General features: G+C 48.7%; 13 protein-coding genes, 1 tRNA gene and 1 other RNA gene. 4 read left to right on the forward strand and 11 right to left on the reverse strand.

Features of this window, described 5'->3' with window-relative positions; all coding sequences use genetic code 11:
• The 6 genes from Q0628_RS01560 to Q0628_RS01585 form a co-directional block, all read right to left on the reverse strand.
• On the reverse strand, nt 1–574 hold a 574-nt coding region (locus Q0628_RS01560), incomplete at its 3' end, for a Mur ligase family protein (RefSeq protein ID WP_298767822.1).
• Entirely contained in the window at nt 564–836 is a 273-nt protein-coding gene (locus Q0628_RS01565; RefSeq protein ID WP_298767823.1) for a hypothetical protein, read from the reverse strand. The genes Q0628_RS01565 and Q0628_RS01560, both read right to left, overlap by 11 nt.
• 60 nt (nt 837–896) lie before the next feature.
• Nucleotides 897–980 (reverse strand) — tRNA-Leu (locus Q0628_RS01570).
• A 39-nt stretch (nt 981–1019) separates the two neighbouring features.
• The gene (gene secG / locus Q0628_RS01575) at nt 1020–1448 is read right to left on the reverse strand and encodes a preprotein translocase subunit SecG (protein ID WP_298767824.1); all 429 of its coding nucleotides are present in this window, start codon (nt 1446–1448) and stop codon (nt 1020–1022) included.
• A gap of 29 nt (nt 1449–1477) precedes the next feature.
• Entirely contained in the window at nt 1478–2239 is a 762-nt protein-coding gene (gene tpiA, locus Q0628_RS01580) for a triose-phosphate isomerase (RefSeq protein ID WP_298767825.1), read from the reverse strand.
• Nucleotides 2240–2363: 124 nt separating this feature from the next.
• Entirely contained in the window at nt 2364–2804 is a 441-nt protein-coding gene (locus tag Q0628_RS01585; protein ID WP_298767826.1) for a hypothetical protein, read from the reverse strand.
• 80 nt (nt 2805–2884) lie between these two features.
• On the opposite strand from Q0628_RS01585, the gene Q0628_RS01590 reads away from it, so the two are divergent.
• Complete coding sequence (locus tag Q0628_RS01590) at nt 2885–3862, forward strand: hypothetical protein (RefSeq protein ID WP_298767827.1); 978 nt, start codon at nt 2885–2887, stop codon at nt 3860–3862.
• On the opposite strand, the gene Q0628_RS01595 is transcribed toward Q0628_RS01590, so the two are convergent.
• The 3 genes from Q0628_RS01595 to Q0628_RS01605 all read right to left on the reverse strand — a co-directional run bounded on the left by Q0628_RS01595 (nt 3782) and on the right by Q0628_RS01605 (nt 6424).
• Nucleotides 3782–4567 carry a hypothetical protein gene (locus Q0628_RS01595; RefSeq protein ID WP_298767828.1) on the reverse strand — a complete coding sequence of 262 codons (786 nt, stop codon included), beginning with the start codon at nt 4565–4567 and terminating at the stop codon, nt 3782–3784. The genes Q0628_RS01590 and Q0628_RS01595 overlap by 81 nt on opposite strands.
• A gap of 162 nt (nt 4568–4729) precedes the next feature.
• Nucleotides 4730–5833 (reverse strand): recombinase RecA, encoded by a 1104-nt coding sequence (gene recA / locus Q0628_RS01600; RefSeq protein ID WP_298767829.1) that lies wholly within the window; start codon nt 5831–5833, stop codon nt 4730–4732.
• Between the two features lie 39 nt (nt 5834–5872).
• Nucleotides 5873–6424, reverse strand: coding sequence for a CinA family protein (locus Q0628_RS01605; RefSeq protein ID WP_298767830.1), 552 nt, complete (start codon nt 6422–6424; stop codon nt 5873–5875).
• Between the two features lie 213 nt (nt 6425–6637).
• On the opposite strand from Q0628_RS01605, the gene Q0628_RS01610 reads away from it, so the two are divergent.
• Nucleotides 6638–7654: a DUF5683 domain-containing protein gene (locus Q0628_RS01610; protein WP_298767831.1), complete on the forward strand. Its 1017-nt coding sequence runs from the start codon at nt 6638–6640 to the stop codon at nt 7652–7654.
• A gap of 55 nt (nt 7655–7709) precedes the next feature.
• Here the strand turns inward: Q0628_RS01610 and Q0628_RS01615 are convergent, their stop codons facing one another.
• Nucleotides 7710–8327: a histidine phosphatase family protein gene (locus Q0628_RS01615; protein ID WP_298767832.1), complete on the reverse strand. Its 618-nt coding sequence runs from the start codon at nt 8325–8327 to the stop codon at nt 7710–7712.
• A gap of 4 nt (nt 8328–8331) precedes the next feature.
• An RNA gene (ffs, locus tag Q0628_RS01620) (signal recognition particle sRNA small type) lies at nt 8332–8428 on the reverse strand.
• Nucleotides 8429–8634: 206 nt separating this feature from the next.
• Here ffs and Q0628_RS01625 point away from each other — a divergent pair.
• Nucleotides 8635–14928 (forward strand): cadherin repeat domain-containing protein, encoded by a 6294-nt coding sequence (locus tag Q0628_RS01625; RefSeq protein WP_298767833.1) that lies wholly within the window; start codon nt 8635–8637, stop codon nt 14926–14928.
• Between the two features lie 293 nt (nt 14929–15221).
• On the forward strand, nt 15222–21375 hold a 6154-nt coding region (locus Q0628_RS01630; protein WP_298767834.1), incomplete at its 3' end, for a cadherin domain-containing protein.

The raw sequence follows: 21375 nt of genomic DNA on the forward strand, positions 1-21375 counted from the left end.
GGTGCCAGTCGAGGTGCTCCGTGGAAACACGCAGCACCACTGCTACATCCGGCGACACAGACAAAGTCATCAACTGAAAACTCGAAAGCTCCAGAATGCTCACTCGGTCTGCCGTCTCGTCCTTCAAAAGGTCAAGCGCCGGCACACCGAAGTTGCCGCCAATCTCGTTGTTCACACCGCATTTGGTCAGAATGTGGCTAATCATGCTCACGGTAGAACCCTTGCCGAGCGTGCCCGTAACGCCTACAACTTTCTTTGATTTAGTTTGTTCTAAAAACAGCTGAATCTGGCTAGTCATCATCCCGCCGTTCATCTGGAACTTGAACAATGCGGGGCTCATGGGGTAGACGCCTGCAGAACGCACCACCGTTACGCAATCCTTAAGGCCATCCAAATAGTTCTCGCCGGAACACACCTTTACGTTCACGCCGGCGGGGACTTCCGGCAACTTCACCGGGTTCTTGTCCATGACAACGATGTCCTTGACACCGTTATGTACAAGGTAATCGAACGTGCTCTGGCCTTCGACGCCAAAGCCCAAAACGCCAACAGGGGCTATAAGATTAGAATCCATATTCATCTCGGTCTTTACATTTGATTTTCTCTGTGTTTGCATTGCACAGGGAATCGATGTTTAAAGGTTTTCCGGGTTGCTGCGTAGCTAGAATTTCTTGTTGTTCGGCCTTGCATCTTTCGACTGCGGCAAAGTCCGTACATTTACGGCTATCGCGTTCGTTTTTAAAGAACATTTCGTTTTCTTCTTGGCAGTGCTCGCTCAAGTCCCAACAACCGCATGAACTCAAGACGAGACAAAGAATGATGAGAATGTGCTTCATATCAAGAAATCTAACATTTTTACTTAGCGAAAAAGTCCGCCACAAGGGCGGACTTCGTAATGCGGTCGGACAGACTTGAACTGTCATGGGATCGCTCCCACTAGCACCTCAAGCTAGCGTGTCTACCAATTCCACCACGACCGCAGCATTGCCTGCGCAGCCTAAGCCGCGCGAGACAAAACCTTACTTGGCTTCAGCAGGAGCGGCCGGTGCTTCCGAAGCAGGAGCTTCTGTAGCCGGAGCAACGTCGGCGGCCGGTGCAGCAGCGTTAGCGGGAGCTGCAAAGTCGGCCGGGAGAGCCGGTGCCGGAGCGGTCTGCTGGGCGGCGTTTTCACGGGTAGCCTTCTGCATGGCGGATTCTTCGACGGTCTGGTCCTGCTTGGCAGTAATCAGGCCGAGGGCGAATACGACGATAAAGAAGATCACGGCCACGACGCGGGTCAACTTCTGGATGAAGGTCGCGGCACCTGCGGTAGAGAAGGCTGACTGGGAAGTCATGCCGCCGAGGCCTGCGAGACCGCCCATCTTGTCGTTCTGAACCAGAACGAGCAACATGAGGAAGAGGCACAGGAACACGTGCAGGACGATACCAATCCAAAAGAGTGTTGTCATAGTCGTTTTACCTTGAATTTAAGTTTTAATTAGCGAGCTTCGGCAGCGTCGATGATTTCCTTGAAGGTGTTAGCCTTGAGGCCTGCACCTCCAATGAGACCGCCGTCGATGTCCTTCTGGGCGAGGAGGCCAGCTGCGTTGGCGCCCTTCATGGAGCCACCGTACTGGATGCGCATGCCTTCGGCAACAGCTTCGCCGTAGATTTCCTTCACAACGGAACGAGCGTAGGCCTGGGTGTCCTGAGCCTGTTCGTCGGTAGCGGTAACGCCAGTGCCGATTGCCCAAACCGGTTCGTAAGCGAGCACGCACTTGGCTGCGTCTTCAGCAGAAATGTCCTTGAAGGCGCCCTTGATCTGGAGGCCGAGGACTTCCTTCAGGATGCCGCCGTTGCGCTGGTCGAGGGTTTCGCCAATGCAGATAATCGGCTTCAGACCGGCTTCGAGGGTCTTCTTGACCTTGAGGTTCACGGTTTCTTCCGTTTCGTGGAAGTACTGGCGCTGTTCGGAGTGGCCGATGATGATGTATTCGGCACCGATTTCCTTGACCATGTCCACGGAAACCTTACCAGTGTATGCGCCCTGGTCCTTCCAGTGGATGTCCTGGATGGCGAGCTTCACGTTGGAACCCTTGATGACGTCGGCGACCTTGGCGGCGGCGAGGTAAGTCGGGGCGATGACCACTTCGGTCTTCTTCACGTCCTTGACGGCTTCCACGATATCCTTAGCGAGCTGAATGGATTCGCTAACGGTCTTGTTCATCTTCCAGTTACCAGCGATGATATACTGACGCATAATTAACTCCTTGAGAGGTTTAAAATTTAACGCGCCTAAATTTAGTAAAAAAAGACCGCCCCCGGTAGTCCGGGACGGTCAAATTTGCATAAAAAGAATGCCCGCTTGATGGCGGGCGTGTCTATTAGTAGTTAGAAGAGTGCTTGGAAGTCGGAGCCGGGGATCCGCCGTAACGGTCGCCTTCGATCTTTTCCAGAATCCATTCGCCCTCGTAGCCCTTCAGACGGGCCTGGTCGGGGTGCTTCCAGATAAGACGCGTGATGAGCTTGCCTTCGCGGGTGTAGTATTCCCATACGCTGGTCGTCTCGGTTTCTTTTTCGTGATCAGGTGGTCCCCATAGCAGGTTTACCATGTCGTTGGTCATGCCTTCTTCGATATAGCCCTGCTTGAACACATCCTTCAAGCGTTTGTCGATGCCCATGCTTTCCTTGATGGCGAAGTACTCGCGTTCATATTCCTTGCGGCCTTCACCACGTTCGATCAAGATGGGAGATGAGTAGCGGCTTGCACAGGCCCAGAACATAAGGGCGCTGACGCCAAGTACGCAGAGATGAGACAATTTCATAGAGACTCCTCTAAATTTGATAGATACAAGATAAGAATTTATTGTTCGAATGTGGAAAATATTTTAAATTTTATATGGAAATGTTGAATTTAAAGCGAAATATCAGGTTTTGTGTCGTTTTTTTTGCTTTTGCCGTCTTTGCCCGTGCTGACGGATTCAATGAAAATGCGAATTTTGCTTATCGTTATGGTCCCAATCTGTCCCTAAGTGTTATGGGCAATACTCCGTTTGTATGGGGACAGTGGCTGCCTCAGGCGGTAGGGATGGCTCACTATACCTGGCTTGAACCGCTCGAAGATCTTGCCTATGGTGAACCTCTCGGAATAAATCCTGCCTATCTTCGCATGGATGCCGCGATAGAGGTGGCGCCTTTCTACGGTGGATATCTTGCTGGCCTTGGAATTCGCCCGTTCAAGACGAATCCCCAAATTGAATTGAACGCGGTCTATGAAAGCTATGTCTATTTTAAGTCGAACCTGGAAATGGTAACGGCTGAAGTGGAAAACGAGGGCCGTATTGCAGGAAGCTGGAATGCGGATTATATCACGGACAATCTTTATGAAAATGACGGGGCCTTTGACTATATGCAGTCAATCGATCTTTCGGCCAGTCTCAGTTACGCCTTTCCACGAGGCTCGATCCTTGGATTCAAGTTGCACTATATCCTGTCCGATGTCAGCACTGATTTCGATGGCAAGAGCTATGATTACAAGCGAAACATTCCCGTTTTCAGCCGTGATTTCCTGATAGAACTCGATGCTTATGGCAGAATTCCGCTCGCGAAGCATTTTGCAGCCCTGTTCGAAAGCAATTTTTACAAGACTGGGTATTTGCGTGATCATAATACGGTGCAGAAGGAGTCTCTCGGCTATGGTAAGGCGTTGCTTGGAGCTCATTTCTTCTGGAACGAAGACAAGCATAACCTTATTATGGAAATTGGAGGCTGGCGCCGTGTCGATTCCGATTTTTACAGCGGGTCATTCGCGCAGCAGTTCCTGGTTCAGCTTGAGTATCAGTGGTATTTTTCTTTCCCCCTTCGTAGGAATTTTTCCAAATAGATTCGGCACTTCGGACTTTGTTTTCTTGTGCGCGTTTGTCACGATGGGGTCGGCCAGCAATGTCTGCATGGGGTAGGCGGAGCGGATCCAGATTTCTCCGTTATACCGTTCACTTTCCAGCTTCACCAGGGTGGGTAACGTTTCTCCGGAGTAATTTTTCCATTGGCGGATCGTGAAGGTGCGTCTTTCCTTGCGGGCTCCGTTCATGGTTACCCTGCTAGGCATGGGAAGGCTGTCGGCGACGAGGGTCCACCAGGCCATGGAGAATGCCGTTGAAAGAACATTTGGTTTCTGTTCGCTGGAATCCTTGCACAGGAACTGTCCGTTGGCCAAAAGCTCCATGTCGTCGAGCTTCAGGGGAGATTCACCGATGTTTTCCTTGAGGTGGTGCGTCCCTAGCTGCCGCCTGATCTTCGTGCCGGGAAATTCCATGTAGCGGTACTCACCGGCGGTAATGAAATCGAAACGCGGATGATCCGGCTGATTAACGAAAAAGGTATCCAAGGCGTCTGGATGGTGTCTCCATTCTATGTCGATGTTTGCACGTGACATCTTTTCGTTGACGAAGTATCCTTCGATATTTACGACCATGGGAGACTTCAGTAGAAAGTGGGGACATGACATCTGGGAAAAGGCTATGGAACATCCAAAGGCAATCAGCATCGCCGATATGCGGAATTGAGCCTGTTTGGATTTTCTTTTCATGCTTAGGAATATAGAAATTTTGCAATAGCGGAAAACCCCGGCCTATCCCAATGGCTGAAGGATTGGTCGGGGTTTGTTTTTTTTCAGGAAGAAAAAGATGGACTTTGTCGCTAATCGGTTGTCCTTGACTAGCGATGATAGGAATTCGAATCGTAGATGGTGTTAGCCTTCTGCATCGACTGCGGCGATTTCGTCGGAATCGTCTGCGGCGATAGCGTCGCCTTCGTTCAGCTTGAACAGCTCCACATCCTTCATGCTTTCGCGAATTTTTGCCTCGATTTCGTTACAGAGATCGGCGTTGTCCTTCAGGAATAGACGCGTGTTTTCGCGACCCTGGCCGATGCGTTCATTGTTGTAGCTGAACCAGGAACCGCTTTTCTGGATGATGTCGAGTTCCGTTGCGAGATCGAGTATGGAGGCTTCGCGGGAAATTCCGCAACCGTACAGGATGTCGAATTCGCACTGTGTGAACGGGGCTGCAACCTTGTTCTTCACGACTTTCACGCGGGTGCGGTTACCGATAACTTCTTCGCCGTCCTTGATGGCGGCTATACGGCGGATGTCGATGCGCTGCGTGGCGTAGAACTTCAGTGCGTTGCCGCCGGTAGTGGTCTCGGGGTTGCCGAACATGACGCCGATCTTCATGCGCAGCTGGTTGATGAATAGCATGCAGGTGTTGGACTTTGAGAGAATGCCGGTGAGTTTACGCAGGGCCTGGCTCATGAGGCGTGCCTGCAGGCCGACATGGTTGTCGCCCATTTCGCCATTGATTTCTGCCTGCGGAACGAGGGCTGCCACGGAGTCAATCACGATAATGTCGATGGCGCCGGAACGCACGAGGGTCTCGGCGATGTCGAGGGCCTGCTCGCCCGTATCGGGCTGGGAAACGAGGAGGGATTCAATGTCGACGCCGAGCTTGCGGGCGTAAACGGCGTCAAAAGCGTGTTCCGCGTCGATGAAGGCCGCCACGCCGCCAAGCTTCTGGGCTTCAGCAATGGCGTGCAAGGTGAGGGTGGTCTTACCGGAGGATTCTGGTCCGTAAATTTCGATGATGCGGCCGCGGGGGAAACCTCCCACGCCGAGGGCCATGTCGAGCTGAATGCAACCTGTGGGGATTACGGGGATGTCTTCGACGGGTTGCTGTCCGAGGGCCATGATGGAACCTTTACCATAGTTCTTTTCAATCTGGGCGATGGCTGCTTCTACTGCCTTCGCCTTGTCGGCGGAAAGGTTGCTGGTCGGGGTGTTGTTCGTTTTCTTTGCCATATAGGACTCCATTTTGTTTTCTGATTCTAAATATAATAACTAGTGTTCACTTGTGCAAGTGCTTTTTTGGTTATTCAACAAAAAAAGTAGCTCGCTCAGTGCACTATACACGCTTTTTTCTCGGACTTCGATGCGGTTTCCTTCGAAATTTTTACATAAAGCCACGTTTTGCAAACTGTTGGCGACTGCAATCCAAACCGTTCCTACGGGCTTTCCCGGTTCGGCTCCGGTGGGTCCTGCAATACCAGAGGTGGCGACCGCCCATTCGCAACCGAACTTTTTGCGGGCGCCTTCGGCCATGGCCTTTACGGTTTCGGCCGAAACGGCTCCCTTTTCTTCGAGCACCTGGTGGGGGACTTCAAGCAAGGCTTCCTTGATTTCGTTCTGGTAGGCGACAATGCCGCCGGCAAGTACGGCTGAGGATCCTGCCTCGTTCACGATGCTGCTTGCCACAAGGCCGCCCGTGAGCGATTCGGCTGTTGCCATCATTTCGCCCCGTGCGATGAGCGTATCCTTGATGGTCTTGACCAACAGGGAAATCTTGTTTTCTAAGTCTTCTCTTTGAAAATCGAAATCTTTTGTATCGCTCATTTTCATACTCCGTAATTTAGAATTGTTTTATGTCATAAAATGACAATTGAATCAAAACATGAAATTTTTTTTGAAAATATACCTTTTGGAACCTCGGTATGCTGTTCCCTTGCAAAAAAAAGAAAAAATAAGGCCAAAGATTGGAAAAAACATATGGTTGTACAAACAAATAAATAGGAAAACGATGATGATTTATTCTATATTGTCAAGCCGATGTCAAATCGTCTGCTTGCTATAGTCTTGTTTGTAAGCCTCGCTTTTGCTGCGGGGGCTAGTGCGCAGAATCTTCCGGCGGATTCCTCGCAGGCAGAGGAACCTGCCGATACCTTGGCAGGCGATCCCCTGCAAAAAGGAATGACTGGCATTGTCGCAATAGATACTCTTGCCGTGAACGAATGGGATATTCCTACCAAGCGAAATTCCCTTGCCATGACCATGCTGTTTGCCCTGTTCCCGGGTGGCGGCCAATACTATACGGAGCACTATGTGCGCGGCGGCTTCATTACCGGCATAGAGCTTCTGCTTTTGTACGAAGTAACAGCGAATAAGAGCTACCAGCATAAGCGAGTGCTGGAACAGGCGGAACCGTTCCAGGATTCCGTGGCGCTGTACACCAGGTTGCTGATAAACTCGTCCACGAGGGATAGCCTGCAGTATTACCAGGAAAAGCGTTCGGAATATATATCCCGCGTCCGCGAAAAGAGTGACAAGAAAATGGAACAGGAAGACTTGCGCAAGGCTGAAACGGCGTGGATGTATGGCCTGTATCTGTACAGCTTTTTCGATGCGTTCGGAATATGGTACAACAACAATTACCGGAGCGTTGAACTCAAGAGCATGAAGAAGGCTCTGCTTTGGTCGATCATTCCTGGATTTGGACAGATGTACAATAGGGAGTTTGGCAAGGCGGGGTTGCTGTACATGGCGATTATCGGAGCGTCAACTAGCATATGGACTTCGCAGAACATGGTGGAATACTATCTGGACCGTAAGCACCTGGTTGAAGCCGAAAGTACGACATCCGAAGAGTATGAACGAGTCTTGGAGCGTGTGACCTATTACCGTAAGAACCGTAACCAGTATATCTGGGCGATGGCGCTGATTTATCTGTATTCCGTGGCTGATGCGGCGGTGGATGCCCTATTGAGCGATTTCGACAATCCGGTGCACTTGGCCTTGCTGCCGCAACTGGGAGGCGGTGTCCAGGCCTTGATGTCGTTTGACTTTTAATTAATGTTTAGTGTGAAAAGTGTGATATGGAATTAATTTCACATTTCTCATCTTTTCACCCGATTTTCAGCGGCTGCATTTGGATGCCGTCGTGAATCTTTTCAAATGTACCGCGATAATGTCCTTCGGCATTTCGCTTGAATACAAAGCGCGAAACCATGGCGTAGCTGAAAGCGCCTTCCACGAACTGGTCATCGGGGAGTCCGCAGGCGAAGTGCTGTAGGGCGGCAATAACGCCTGCATGGGTAATCCACAGAAATTCGCCATTGTCGTCGAGCGTGTCCAAAAATGAAGCTACTCGGCGGTCTATGTCGTGAAAGCATTCTCCGTCCTTGAACCGGTATCCGCGGAGGTCGTTTGCCCAGGCCGCCATTTCTTCGCGCGGAACTTCGGTCAGTTTATGCCCTTCCCAGGAACCGAAGTTCATTTCGATGATTTCTTCGCGCTTTTCCATGGAAAGCCCGGTCGCCTTCTCGGCTTTTTCGGCGAGTCTCAGGCAGCGCTTGAGTGGGCTTGTGAATAGTCGGGTCGGCTTGGCTTCGGCGTTGAGTAGGGCCTTCAGGGCGCTGTCGCTTTCTTCTTCGAATGTGGGGGAGACATCAAAATCGAGCCTGCCGTAGCAGACATCGTTCGGATTGAATGGTTTTGTGTGGCGGATTGTCCAGAGGATCATAAAAAAGTCCTAGGCTACCTGAGCACATAAAAATTCGCAAGTCCGTTGCTGCTTTCGCCCTGGCGATTTGCCCGCAAATAGTCATTGCGCAGGGCCTAGGAACCCGCAATATAGTATTTTTTTGTGATTTTACAAGTCAATTTTTGTAAACGACAGGGCAAATATAAGCAAAATCGCATTTTTAAGGCCAAAAAAGGTGGTTTTAATGATTTTTTTTTACAAAAAAAGAGCTTTTGTAAATTTTTTTATGTATTTTAAAGAAAAGGTTGTTTGCAAATTTCCATAAGGACCAATCTTGGAGGCTATTATGTTGAAAGGATCGGTAAAAATGATTGGTATGACCGTGCTGTTGCTCGGTCTTTCCGGAGGCGCTTTCGCGGCCTCCGTTGCTCCGTTGTATTTTGAAAGCCTTGGAAGTTCCGTAGCGGATAATCCCGAAGATCAGCAGCAGTACTGGGAAGATCTGATGAAGTACAAGCTGTGGGGCTCGGATGGCCTTACCTTCAACAAGGAAAATGTTCATATTGCGGACTTGAACGGCTATAACGGTACATCGACGGGCGATATTTCCTTCTATAATGGTCGACATCATGTGGGCGGCCCACTGCTTTCTGGTGGAAACTTCAATTTGTCGAATAATGGGACTACTTCAGAATTTGATACCCTTAGTGGCGGTCCGATGCGCACCTTGGGAAATATGATTTTGACTGATTGGAAATTTAATAATAACATTGATTTCTTTAGAACAAATAACAGGTATGAAGGTCCGTTTTGCGTAAACGGAAGGGTTGAAACAGCGTCTTCGAATCAATACGACAACACGCTGGCCAACTTGGCTTCGCTGATTAGTGGAGGTGTTTATGCTTCATCGGGCGTGGTTCCTGCAGATGAAGCGACGGCCGATTCCGTATATGTTTATGATGTCACGGATCCCGAAACGGGAGATCCTGTGCCTGTAACGGAATACTATAAGTATGTTGCATATCCGTTTGCGGTAGGCACCTATCAGTCCTGTCCTGCAGAGGTTCCTTCTGTAGATACGCATCTGCGTGTTCCGATATGGCCGGAATCTGAAAATACGGGGGATTGGGCTCCAGCGATTTCGTTGAATCAGTATGATCAGGTCGGCTACATTCATGTCCCGCCTGAATCCGTATATGTCAATGAATATGGCACTTATGACCTGTACATAGAAAAAATTTCTATGTGCTGTACCCCGAATACAAAGCTTTATGTGGTGATGCCTCCTGGAGGTCGTTTGACTCGAATCTTTACGCGTGGAGGCGTTTCGATTGATAACTCTGCCAATAGCGCTCTTATACAGGTCATTTACGTAAGTGCAGGAACCACTTACGATCGTAGTACTAATCAGTGGGATTTGAGTAAGATTACCGATTCTAACTATGTGAGCAACGCGAAGTATGCTGGTAATCTGATGTTCTACACCAATGAGGACATTGACTGGAACTCTATGATAAACCCGAGTTTCCAGGGAACGTTCATGACTACGGGTAAACTTACCATCAAGGACCACTTTACTTTGGCAGGTCAGCTTGTTGCGAATAACCTCTGGTTCGAATCTGACATTATCGGCGACTTCCGCTACGTGCCGTTCGATCCGCCTATCCTGAATATTGACCCGGAACTGCTTGAAAACGGTGCGTTCCCCGAAAACAATGTCGATGCAGAAATTCCCATATCGCTTGACGAACGTACAAATACCTCGGTTGATTTCAACTACTGCTTCGATCTCGATCCGGCTCTCTCTACGGCTGAACGTGCAGACTTCACCTCGACCGCGAAGGCTCCGTTCCCGATATGCGAAATTCGCGATACGACCTGGGGAAATTATGTATATGACGAAGACGGTGTGACAAAAACGGATAGTTCCATCGTTAATATCGATGTGATCAAGGATTCGGGTTATGTAAGGATTGCTGCCGGAAGGCTTTATCCGACGGATGAATTCAAGGCTTACCTGAACGTGCTTATTGACGGTCTTAACGAAGGCGATGAATTCCTGCACATGAAGATATTCAACCTTGCGGGCGCAGTCCTTCCGGGTAATGAGCGTGAAGGTCACTTCAACTTGAAGATTATCGATGGAACGACATCTCCCGTGGCGAGTGCTTCCAGTGTGAATGGTACAGAAGATTTGGTCTATGTATTTAAGACCGCCGACTTCAGCTACTATTCAAGCAAGGATTATGCGGAACTCGGTATTTTCGTGAGCACGGTGCCGTCCAAGGGCGTATTGACCTATTTGGGAGATACTCTTACGGATCGTAAGTTTATCCCGGTGGATTCTATTTCCGAACTCAAGTACTACGGAAAGAAGGATGATAACGGTACTCCTTACGTTACTTTCCTCTTCCAGGTGAAGGACGAAAAGAATGCCGTTTCGGGATCTGCCGTGATGTCTGTAAACATTGCTGCCGTCAACGATGCTCCGAGTGCCGTGGCGAGCACCTTTACGGTTGCAGAAAATTCTTCTGTCAATGCTGCCGTAACGGGAAGCCTCGTCGCGAAAGACGTGGATGACGAAGAGTTTGTCTATAGTCTTGTGGGTGGGGATTCCTCCATCTTCAAGATAGATGCTTCCACTGGCGCCATTTCGGTGAAGAAGGCCGTTCTTGATTACGAAACAAAGTCTTCTTACTCGGTGACGGTCCGTGTCCGCGACATGAGCGCTTCGACGACGCTTGCCGATACGCTCTCTTACGAACTTCCCGTTTCTATCGTTGTGACAGACGTGAACGAAAAACCGGTTCTTGCGGAACAGGAATTCGGTGTCAAGGAAAATCAGCCGGCAAATGCCGAAGTTGGAACGGTGGTGTTCACCGAACTCGATACGGCTCTCCTGTTTAGGGAAGACATGTTTACTGTCGTGGGTGGAGCCACGGACATATTCGCAATCAGTCCCGAAGGTGTCATCACCACCAAGAAGGTGCTTGACTTCGAGAAGGATCCTGGTGTCTATACGCTCGATGTGAAGCTCTCCGACAAGAACGATCCGACGGTCTATGTGACCAAGACGATGACGATCAAGCTCTCGGATGAAAATGAAACTCCGGTCCTTGCGGAACAGGAATTTGGCGTTGAGGAAAATCTGCCGGTGGATTCCGAAATTGGAACGGTTGTATTTACCGAACCCGATACGGCTCTCCTGTACAAGGAAGACGAGTTCACCGCGGTGGGAGGCGATACGGCCTTGTTCGCGATCAGTGCCGATGGTGTCATCACCACCAAGAAGGTCTTTGACTTCGAACAGGATCCTGGTAGCTATACGCTTGTCGTAAAACTCTCCGACAAGAATGATCCTGCCATTTATGTCGAGAAGACTATGACGATTAATCTCGTCGACAAGAACGAAAAGCCTGCTCTTGCAGAACAGAATTTCGAGATTAAGGAAAATCTGCCGAAGAATTCCGAAGTCGGAACAGTGACTTTCTCTGAACCCGATACGTCGCTCCTGTTTAGGGAAGACGTGTTTACTGCGGTGGGTGGCGATACGGCTGTGTTCGCTATCAGTCCTGAAGGCGTCATCACCACCAAGAAGGTGCTTGACTTCGAAAAGGATCCTGGTAGCTATACGCTTGTCGTGAAGCTTTCCGACAAGAACGATCCGACGGTTTACGTGACCAAGACGATGACAATCGACTTGACGGACGAAAATGAATACCCCGTTTTGGTAGAACAGACTTTCGGAATCGAAGAGAATATGCCGGAAAATTCTGAAGTCGGAACGGTGGTGTTCTCTGAACCCGATACTGCCCTCCTGTACAAGGAAGATGTGTTTACTGCGGTGGGTGGCGATACGGCAGTGTTTGCCATCAGCCCGGAAGGCGTCATCACCGCTAAGAAAACTCTGGACTTTGAAAAGGACCCCGCGACCTATACGATCGTCGTGAAGTTGACGGATAAGAACGATCCTTCGATCTCTGTGACCAAGACGATGACTGTCAACCTACTCGACAAGAACGAATCTCCGGTCCTTGTAGATCAGTCTTTCGAAATTGACGAGCATCAGGTTGCGGGCACGGTGGTGGATACGGTCGTCTTTGACGATCTTGACAAGGATCCGACTAAGCGTGTCGACATATTTACGGCTGTTGCCGGTGATACGGCCTTTTTCAGCATTGATAACGATGGCGTCATCAGAACCAAGAAGGAATTCAATTACGAAACGGAACGCCGTGTATACACGATTGATGTCGCCTTGACCGATGCAACAGATCCTTCGCTCAAGGTTGTCAAGACCATGACCATTGAAATTCGTAACATCAACGAGAATCCGGTTATCGTGACCGAGAAGGTTTCCGTGGTGGAAAATTCTCCTGGTGGAACGGTGGTTGATACCGTCAAGGCAATCGATAATGACCTGGATGATTCCGTGTTGACTTACAAGTTGGCTGAACCGTCCAAGTACTTCGATGTGTCCAAGAACGGTGTGATTACGGTGAAGAAGGGTGTGAAAATTGACTACGAAACGGTCAAGACGACTCTGCTCGTGGTTGAAGTGAGCGATTCGCATGGTGGTTCCTCTCGCAAGACCATTACCGTGGATATCGTTGACATTCCGCCCTCATCGATTGAAATTACCACGGCGGAAAATGCGGATTCCACCTGGAAGAACCCGGACACGCTTTACACGAACCTGAAGGATATCAGGCTGTATTGCTCGGTGAATGGCGGAGCCGAGGAACTTTGCGCCGATACGACGCTCAAGGAAGGCAAGAATGTCATCATCAAGAAGTTCAACGATCCAAGTCTTGACGGTCCTGCCTCCGATACCGTGGTGGTGTTCGTGAGCACGGCGGCGCCTGTCGTGACTGTGACGGCAAACCCGGATGATGTCAAGGCGGCCAATATCTATACGATTGTCGAGAAGACGGATGAGGCCGATACGAACATCTATGTCAATGATACTAGGAATGATATCCTGGTGACGGTTAAGGACCCCGCAAGCAAGAAGGATACCTCGTTTACGGTCAAGCTGAATCTGGAAACGTTGTCCGTGCCGGAGAGCAAGTTCTCCTCGATGGTCAATGTGGCTAAGGAAACTGTTGCCCTGAACGAAAATCCGTCGACACCTGTGACTCGCACTCCGGTCAATGGTACGGAAGTCAAGGTCTCGTATACAGAAAAGGTCGCCGGCAAGGAAGTGACCGTGTCCTATAAAACCGATAATAATGGTAATGTTATCAAGCGTGCCGTTGTTAACGAAAAGGGCAAGGTCGATTCTATTGAGGTGATTACGGTAACGCGAGTGACGACGATTGACGGTAAGGAAGTGACGATTTCTTATGAAGCGGATGCCGTGACGGGTGCAGTTCTGTATGACGATGGCGATGGCAACCTCGTGACATCTTCTGCTGCGGCAGAAAAGAAGTCCGGTTCCAAGTCTTCGACGACGGTCGGCATGTTCACGGTTACTTACGACTATGTGGATGCTGCGGGTAACACCGTCGTGGTTACCTATCCAGTGGACAAGAAGGGGAACCTGGTGAAGAATTCCGAAGGTAACATCGGTTACTCGGTCGCTTACACCTACGTGAATAAGTATGGCAATGCCGCGACGCAGTCCGTCTTTATCGTGCTAGACCAGATTGGCCCGACGGTGGAAATCCTTTCGCCGGAAGAAGGTGCTGTGGTTCGTTCCAACTTCGTGAACGTGGTCTGGACGGTTAACGGTGTCGAGCAGGATACCTTGACGCTGCAGGGCCTTGAAAAGGGTGCCAATGTCATCGTGCGCTTCTACCGCGACAAGGCTGGCAATGAAGCCTCTGATACGGTGTATGTCGTGATGAAGGACAGCAAGAATGTCGAAATTGCGATTGAACAGCCGGTTACGGAAATCACCAAGGAAAAGGTGGCCGAATACTATGCTGTGAACCCGCCGAAGCCGGGTCAGACGTTCGCTGTGAGTATCAAGAATCCGACGACGGAAAAGGAAGTTGAAACCTTGATCGGTGGCGAATTCAAGACAAAGGCGGGTAGCGGGGAAGAGCCGTATCCGGGTGTGTCTGGTTCCGATCACTTGGGCCCCACCCTTGCGCTCGATATCAGGCTCCCCGTGGTTAATGGTGTCGGTGGCCTTGCTACGTTGGATGACTTGTTGAGCAGCGACGGCATGATTCCCTTGGAAGGTGTGGATGCCGAAAACAGCACGAAGGTCTCGGTCGAGGAATTCGTCGAGGAATACTGCGAAGACGGTCTCAAGATTGGTAGCGATATCAGCCGTCTCAACCTGTACAAGTCCCAGATGAATGTCAAGATTTGGGTGTATACCTCTCTTGGCAACTTCGTAGACTACTTCAGCTTCACGCAGGACATGAATGATCCGGATTACACCAACGATGCGGGCATGCTCCAGATGTTCTTCGAAATGAAGCCGGATAAGGAAGGCTATGTAAAGGCTGAAAACGGCAAGCTGATTGGTACGGGCGCCTACTTGTACAAGGTAGAGGCTACGATCAAGTCGCACCTGCGTTGTACGCTTCCGCCAGTGGCTGATCCTTCGGGCAAGAAGAAGGGTGATATCGTTAAGTCTAGCGACGACCTGCTGAAACCGTTTGGATATAAGCGGCCGAAAGATTAGCGACATAATTTATATGAAATTAGCCGGAAAACAAGAAAAATTTTGTTAACCGGCTTTTTTTATTTTACATAATCGTAGTTGTGTAACATTTTATAAACATTTAGAAACTGATAAAGGACCGTCTTGGGGTGCCGGACGGAGTGATTTTTGTCACATTTCTGTTTTTTCGGGGTGTTTTGTTACGATTGTTTATAATCTGTTGAAAAAAAAGTTGTAATAAATAAAAAAGTTATGTATATTTTACATAGTACAATTTGGAATAATTTTTTTTGGGCTTTGTCAGGGAGAACAACATGAAGCTTATGAAAAAATTTTTGAAGTCATTATTCATTAGCGCGGCGATTGTCGCGTCTGCACAGGCAGTTGAGGTAGCTCCGCTGTACTTTGTTGATGCCCAAGGGAACCGTATTGCGGCAGACCTGCAGCAGGAGTACTGGAATTATCTCGTCAAGTATAAACTGTTCGGGAACGATTTTGTAAAGACCGGAAACCGCGTTATCATTCACGATGAATCGGGCTGGACCGGATCCAATGGTTATTTTAGCGCTGAACAACCGGATGGGCAGGGAGCGTCGGTTGGAACTCAGTTAGGTGGTCCCATTGTCGTTGCCGGGAAAATAACTACCGGAGATGGTTATAAGTTTACGACGGGTCCTATTCGTGGTGGTTCTTTTCAGTCTGGTCAGAACTGTAATAATTGTTATTATGCTGCTCCTATATGCTTGGATAACACATCGGTTACTGGTGGTGGAACGGCTGGATTCCAGGCTCAACCAATTAGTAACTGTCCTGATCAGCCTTCTGCAAATACCGCTGTTAGCATTCCTCGTCTTGATTGGCCGGCTTCTCCGACTGTGGCTGATATTAAAATTAGTGCGAATAACGGTGAACAAAGAATCGTTGTGCCTGATCCCGTAGATGGGAGCAAGGCTCCTTATGACATGTACATGGATAGTATCCTTACGGGTATTGGCGGTACAGATGGTGCTAAAATTACAGTGAGTATGCCTGCAGGTGGTCGTGTGACACGTATCTTTGTACATCAGATACAGTTGGGAAACCATACTGTTATTCAAATCGTTTATAGGACTCCGCAAGAGGATGGTTCTGTCGTTGAAGTCCCTGCTGAAAAGTATACGGGTAATTTGCTGTTCTATACAGATCATGACATAAACATTAAAAATACGGACAACAGTGACCTTCTGGGAACATATATTTCTACCGGAAGGATTTTCTTGCAGAGTAACATTAACTTTGCTGGGCAGTTGATTGCTAATGAACTGGTGGTTGGTAACGAATTTGATGGCACGAGCTTTGTTTTTGTTCCGATCGATCCGCCGGTCTTGGACTTGAAGCCCCAGGCCGATACTCCGCTTGAATTCCCTGAAAACGATTTGCTGGTAAAGGTTCCCATTGCGCTCGATACCCCCGCTCCGGCAGATGTGTTCATTGACTACTGCTTTGATTTGCAAAATTCGTCGGCGAAGGAAAGTGACTTTAAGCTGGAAGATGGATATTCGTATCCCAAATCGAAGGGCCATCTGTTCCCCATATGTGGGCAGGACATGGGCAAGGTGACAATCCTTAAAGATGCAAAAACTCCTGCAGATGCTCCTGATGTTAGCGTGTGGATTAATGTCGCTAAGGACGATTTGGTTGAAAGGCCGAATGAAACTCTTCGCTTGAAAATCACGAATATTTCTGGTGCCGTGTTGCCGGGCAATAAGTTGGATGGTTATTTCGACTTGATTATCGTCGATGCGAATGTTGAACCGACTAGCGAAGACTTTGAAATCGTTGCAACGGAAGATGAAGTCTTTACATTTGATTCTTCCATGTTCAAGTATGAATCGGCCTTTGATAAGGTCAAACAGGGCATCGTGATTATGTCGCTTCCCGAAAAGGGTTTCTTGCTGAGTAATGGCGACACGCTTACAAGCTCTGACTTGAATAAGTTTATTCCGATTAATGAAACGACAAACATAGATTTGCAATTCATTGCTGCAAAGGATGAATATGGAGTTTCTCCGGCTTATACCTCCTTTACTTTCAAAATGAAAGATGCGGATAATGTAGTTTCCGAAAATCCTTACACTGTTACGGTTAAGGTAAATCCGGTGAACGACGCTCCCGTTGTTAATGATGCAACTTTCGAAGTTGTTGAAAACAGCACTGAAATGGATGCCGTTCTCGAAGTGAAGGATGTTGACGACTCCAAATTTGATTTTGCCTTTGATGAAAGTGACGCCAACTACGAAGAAGTCAATTCTCTGTTCTCCATTGATAATTATGGCCGAATCCAAGTTAAAGATGGCGTTGTCTTGAACTTTGAGGCGAAGAACGAATATACGATCAAGGTCAAGGTGACCGATCAGGCATCTACCACGGATGGTGCTGGTAAGGAAACTGTATCGGCTCAGGTGACGATCAAGATTCTTGATGACAATGAAAAGCCGGTCATTCGTGATACGACTTTGTTTGTTGCCGAAAATGTTGCCCCGGAAGCGGAAGTGGGTAAGGTGACTGCAACAGATGAAGATACCTGGACGAAGTTTACCTATTCGTTGGCGGATACGTCTGCTAGTGGTAAGGATCCTGTTGCAACCCTCTTTACCATTGATGGAAATGGTTTGATTCAGGTTGCTGAAGGCGCAGATCTCAATTATGAAGAACGCAACGAATATACGATTTTGGCCATTGTGCACGACAATGGTATTGAAAAGGGCTTTGATAAGGACCTCTACGATACCGCAATCATCACAATCAAAATTAACGATGTCAACGAAAATCCGAAATTCGACAATGTGAAGGATGAATACAATGTTGTCGAAAATACTCCGGTAACGAGCATCTTTGCGAATGTTCTTGTGTTTGACCCCGATGCAAAGGATGTCGGTAATCTTAATGTTTCCTTGACGGATAACAAGAAGGTTGAAAATGTTGTCAGTGCCGAAGACCTGTTCGATGTTGTTGTCGTTCCGTCTGCTAGTGCGGATTCTGTGGGATACGCCTATGTCAAGATTTCTGTCAAGAGCGCTATTGATTACGAAGCTCTGTATGCCGATCACTTCGATGCTGATGCCCAAAAGGTTCTGTTTGATGTGACCTTGCATTTGGTGGACGAATCTGGTGTAGAAGTGACAGCTGTGACCAGGATTCGTGTGGATGACTCTAACGAAGCTCCGACGATTGAGGATGCTGAATTTGCGGTTGATGAAAATTCTACTGTGAATACCGAAGTCGGTGCCTTGAAGGTGACTGATCCGGATGCTTATAACGAGGCCTTCCGCGATCTGGTCTATAATATCGTTGACGAGGGAGTTCCTTTCGTAATGGATTCGAATAGGGTCCTGGTAAATGGAGAGCTGAACCATGAAGTGACGACGACCTACACCTTCAAGGTGGCGGTTAAGGACAGAAATCTCGAAACCCTGACCGATACGGCTGATGTGATTGTTACGATTGTCAATGTGAATGAAAATCCGGATATTACCTGCAAGGCCGACGATGATAATTGTAATGGTCCGTTCTATGTCGATGAAAATTCCGCAACGGGTACTGAAATTCACTCCTTCGCGATTTCCGATGTGGATGCCGATGATGCCGGTAAGCTCACTGCCGCCCTTTCTGACAACGGAACGACGGGTGCCGACACGCTGTTCGATGTCGTTGTGAACGATGCGAATACGGAAGTAAGTATTGTCGTGAAGAATATTGCAACGCTTGACTACGAAAAGATCAACCCGACACACGAGGTTGTTATCACGGTCATTGATGCGGCTGGCTTGACCGATACGCTTATCCGTACCATTCATGTGAATGACGTGAACGAAAAGCCGATTCTAGCCGACAAGAACTTTACGCCCGATGAAAATATCGTCGATGGCGATGTTGTCGGTGAAATGGTTGCCGATGAACCGGATACGAAGAATGAAGAATTCCGCCACTTGGAATACACCATCATTACGGAAAATATGCCGTTTGCGATGGATACCAACAAGATTGTCGTGAGCGATGCAAGCTCGCTGAACTTTGAAACAAGCCCGGTATTTGAATTCGAGGTGGAAGTCAAGAACTGCGAAAAGAACGCGACGACCGGATTGTACACCGAAAAATGTCTTGCCGATACGGCCAATGTGAAGGTTTCGCTCCAGGATGTGAATGAAAAACCGGATATTGCCTGCAAGACTGGTGATGCTAATTGTAATGGTCCGTTCTATATCGATGAAAATTCCGAAACGGGTACCGAAATCCATACCTTCGCAATTTCCGACGTGGATGCCGATGATACGGGCAAGCTCACGGTATCTCTTTCCGATAACGGAACGACGGGTGCCGATACGCTCTTTACTGTAAAGGTCAATGAAGCTAATACGGAAGTGAGCATCGTTGTGCTGGACATCTCGAAACTGGATTTTGAAAAGATCAATCCGAAACATGAAGTTGTTCTTACGGTGACGGATGCCGCCGGCCTTACCGATACGCTTATTCGTACCATTTACGTGAATGACGTGAATGAAGCTCCGGTCATTGCCGATAATGCTTTTGAACCGGACGAGAATCTCAACAATGGCGATGTCGTGGGTGAGATGGTTGTCGATGAACCCGATACGAAGAATGAAGAATTCCGCCACCTGGATTACGCTGTCATTACGCCGGATATGCCGTTCGCGATGGATGGAAACAAAGTTATTGTGACGGACGCCACCAAGCTGGACTTTGAAACTTCTCCGGTGTTCACCTTCCAAGTGGAAGTCAAGAATTGCGAAAAGAATGCAACGACGGGTAAGTACACTGAAAAGTGCCTCGCCGATACGGCAGACGTGATCGTGACGCTCAAGGATGTGAACGAAAATCCGGATATCAAGTGCTTCGCTGGCGATACGAACTGCGACGGTCCGTATAATGTCAACGAAAATTCCAGGACCGGGTACGCCATTCATCCGTTCTCGATATCTGATGTGGATGCCGCCGATGCGGGCAAGCTTACGGCGATTCTTTCGGATAATTCGAAGACTGCTCCGACTGGAGCCGATAGCCTGTTCACGGTCAAACTGAGCGCTACGAATGATTCCCTGTATATTGTGGTGAAGGATGGTTCGAAGCTTGACTATGAAAAGGTTAAATCGACACATGAGGTGCTTATTACGCTTTCTGATGCAGCTGGCCTTACCGACACGCTCATTCGAACCATTCATGTGATCGACGTGAACGAAAAGCCGACTGTCAAGGATGCTGAATTCGCCGTGAATGAAAATTCCAAGAAGGGCGATTCTGTCGGTGTCGTGGAAGCTAGCGATCCGGATGTACTGAATCCCAATTTCGGTACGCTCTATTACTCTCTGCTCGATTCTACCGTCGGAGCCGCAGAACTCTTTGATATCGATGGTAGCGGTAAGATTACTGTTGCAGAAAATGCAAACCTCAACTATGAAACGGATTCCGTTTACTACGTAAAGGTTCGCGTGACGGATAAGGAACTTTCTGATACAGCAACCGTGAAGATTACGCTTAAGGATGTGAGCGAAAAGCCGAAGATCATTATCGACGACGATGACGATGGTGAAGATGATTCCGACTCCATCTGCGTTGCTCATTGTGATACGACTGGCCGCGGCTCTGACCCGAGCGATCCGGAATCCAAGAAGACCCTTACGGTTGCCGTGAATGAAAATTCTCCGACCAATACGGAGGTGTTCAGCTATGTCGTCGATGACGAAGACCTAGGTGAAGTTGGAATGCTTAGCGTTTCCTTGAAGGACGAAAGAAATTCTGGAACGGATTCTCTCTTCAAGATTGAAATGAAGAAGGTCGACGAAAAGTGGAAGGTTGTCGTTTCTGTCAAAGATGGCGACAAGCTTGATTACGAAAAGATTGATCCGAGGCATGAAGTGACCGTTATTGTGACTGATCCGAATGGCTTGCAGGATTCTATCCGCCGTGTCATTGAAGTCCGTGATGTGAATGAAGCTCCGACCTTCGTAACCTGGCCGTTCGAATTTACGGAACATAATGAACCCAATGTCGTTGTCGGACATGTTGAACATGGTGAAGATGTCGATACCATGGCAATCTCCGGCGTGAAGACTCCTGACTTCTATATCCACGATCAGTTCAAGTTGACTGGCGGTGCCAATGGTGCTGACACATTGTTCACTCTGTTGCCGAATGGCGACCTTGTTGCGAACAAGAGGTTCGACTTCGAAACGGATCCGCATGAATATGCCATCTACATTACCCTGAGCGATACGCTGATGCCGGATCTCACTGAGACTGATACGGTGTGGATTACTCTTCTCGACAAGAACGAAACTCCGTGGATCGAAACGGAAACGGTTGATGTCGATGAAAACGTGAAGAAGGGGACTGTTGTCGATACAGTCAAGGCTGATGATTACGACCTGTACGACACCGTGCTGACCTTTACGCTTGTCGAAGACCATAGCG

This window comes from uncultured Fibrobacter sp., assembly GCF_937877005.1.
Classification (GTDB): Bacteria; Fibrobacterota; Fibrobacteria; order Fibrobacterales; family Fibrobacteraceae; genus Fibrobacter.

Coding starts and splice junctions, on each gene's coding strand:
- Q0628_RS01565 (WP_298767823.1), bottom strand. CDS start 836: ATGAAGCACATTCTCATCATTCTTTGTCTCGTCTTGAGTTCATGCGGT.
- secG (WP_298767824.1), bottom strand. CDS start 1,448: ATGACAACACTCTTTTGGATTGGTATCGTCCTGCACGTGTTCCTGTGC.
- tpiA (WP_298767825.1), bottom strand. CDS start 2,239: ATGCGTCAGTATATCATCGCTGGTAACTGGAAGATGAACAAGACCGTT.
- Q0628_RS01585 (WP_298767826.1), bottom strand. CDS start 2,804: ATGAAATTGTCTCATCTCTGCGTACTTGGCGTCAGCGCCCTTATGTTC.
- Q0628_RS01590 (WP_298767827.1), top strand. CDS start 2,885: ATGTTGAATTTAAAGCGAAATATCAGGTTTTGTGTCGTTTTTTTTGCT.
- Q0628_RS01595 (WP_298767828.1), bottom strand. CDS start 4,567: ATGAAAAGAAAATCCAAACAGGCTCAATTCCGCATATCGGCGATGCTG.
- recA (WP_298767829.1), bottom strand. CDS start 5,833: ATGGCAAAGAAAACGAACAACACCCCGACCAGCAACCTTTCCGCCGAC.
- Q0628_RS01605 (WP_298767830.1), bottom strand. CDS start 6,424: ATGAGCGATACAAAAGATTTCGATTTTCAAAGAGAAGACTTAGAAAAC.
- Q0628_RS01610 (WP_298767831.1), top strand. CDS start 6,638: ATGTCAAATCGTCTGCTTGCTATAGTCTTGTTTGTAAGCCTCGCTTTT.
- Q0628_RS01615 (WP_298767832.1), bottom strand. CDS start 8,327: ATGATCCTCTGGACAATCCGCCACACAAAACCATTCAATCCGAACGAT.
- Q0628_RS01625 (WP_298767833.1), top strand. CDS start 8,635: ATGTTGAAAGGATCGGTAAAAATGATTGGTATGACCGTGCTGTTGCTC.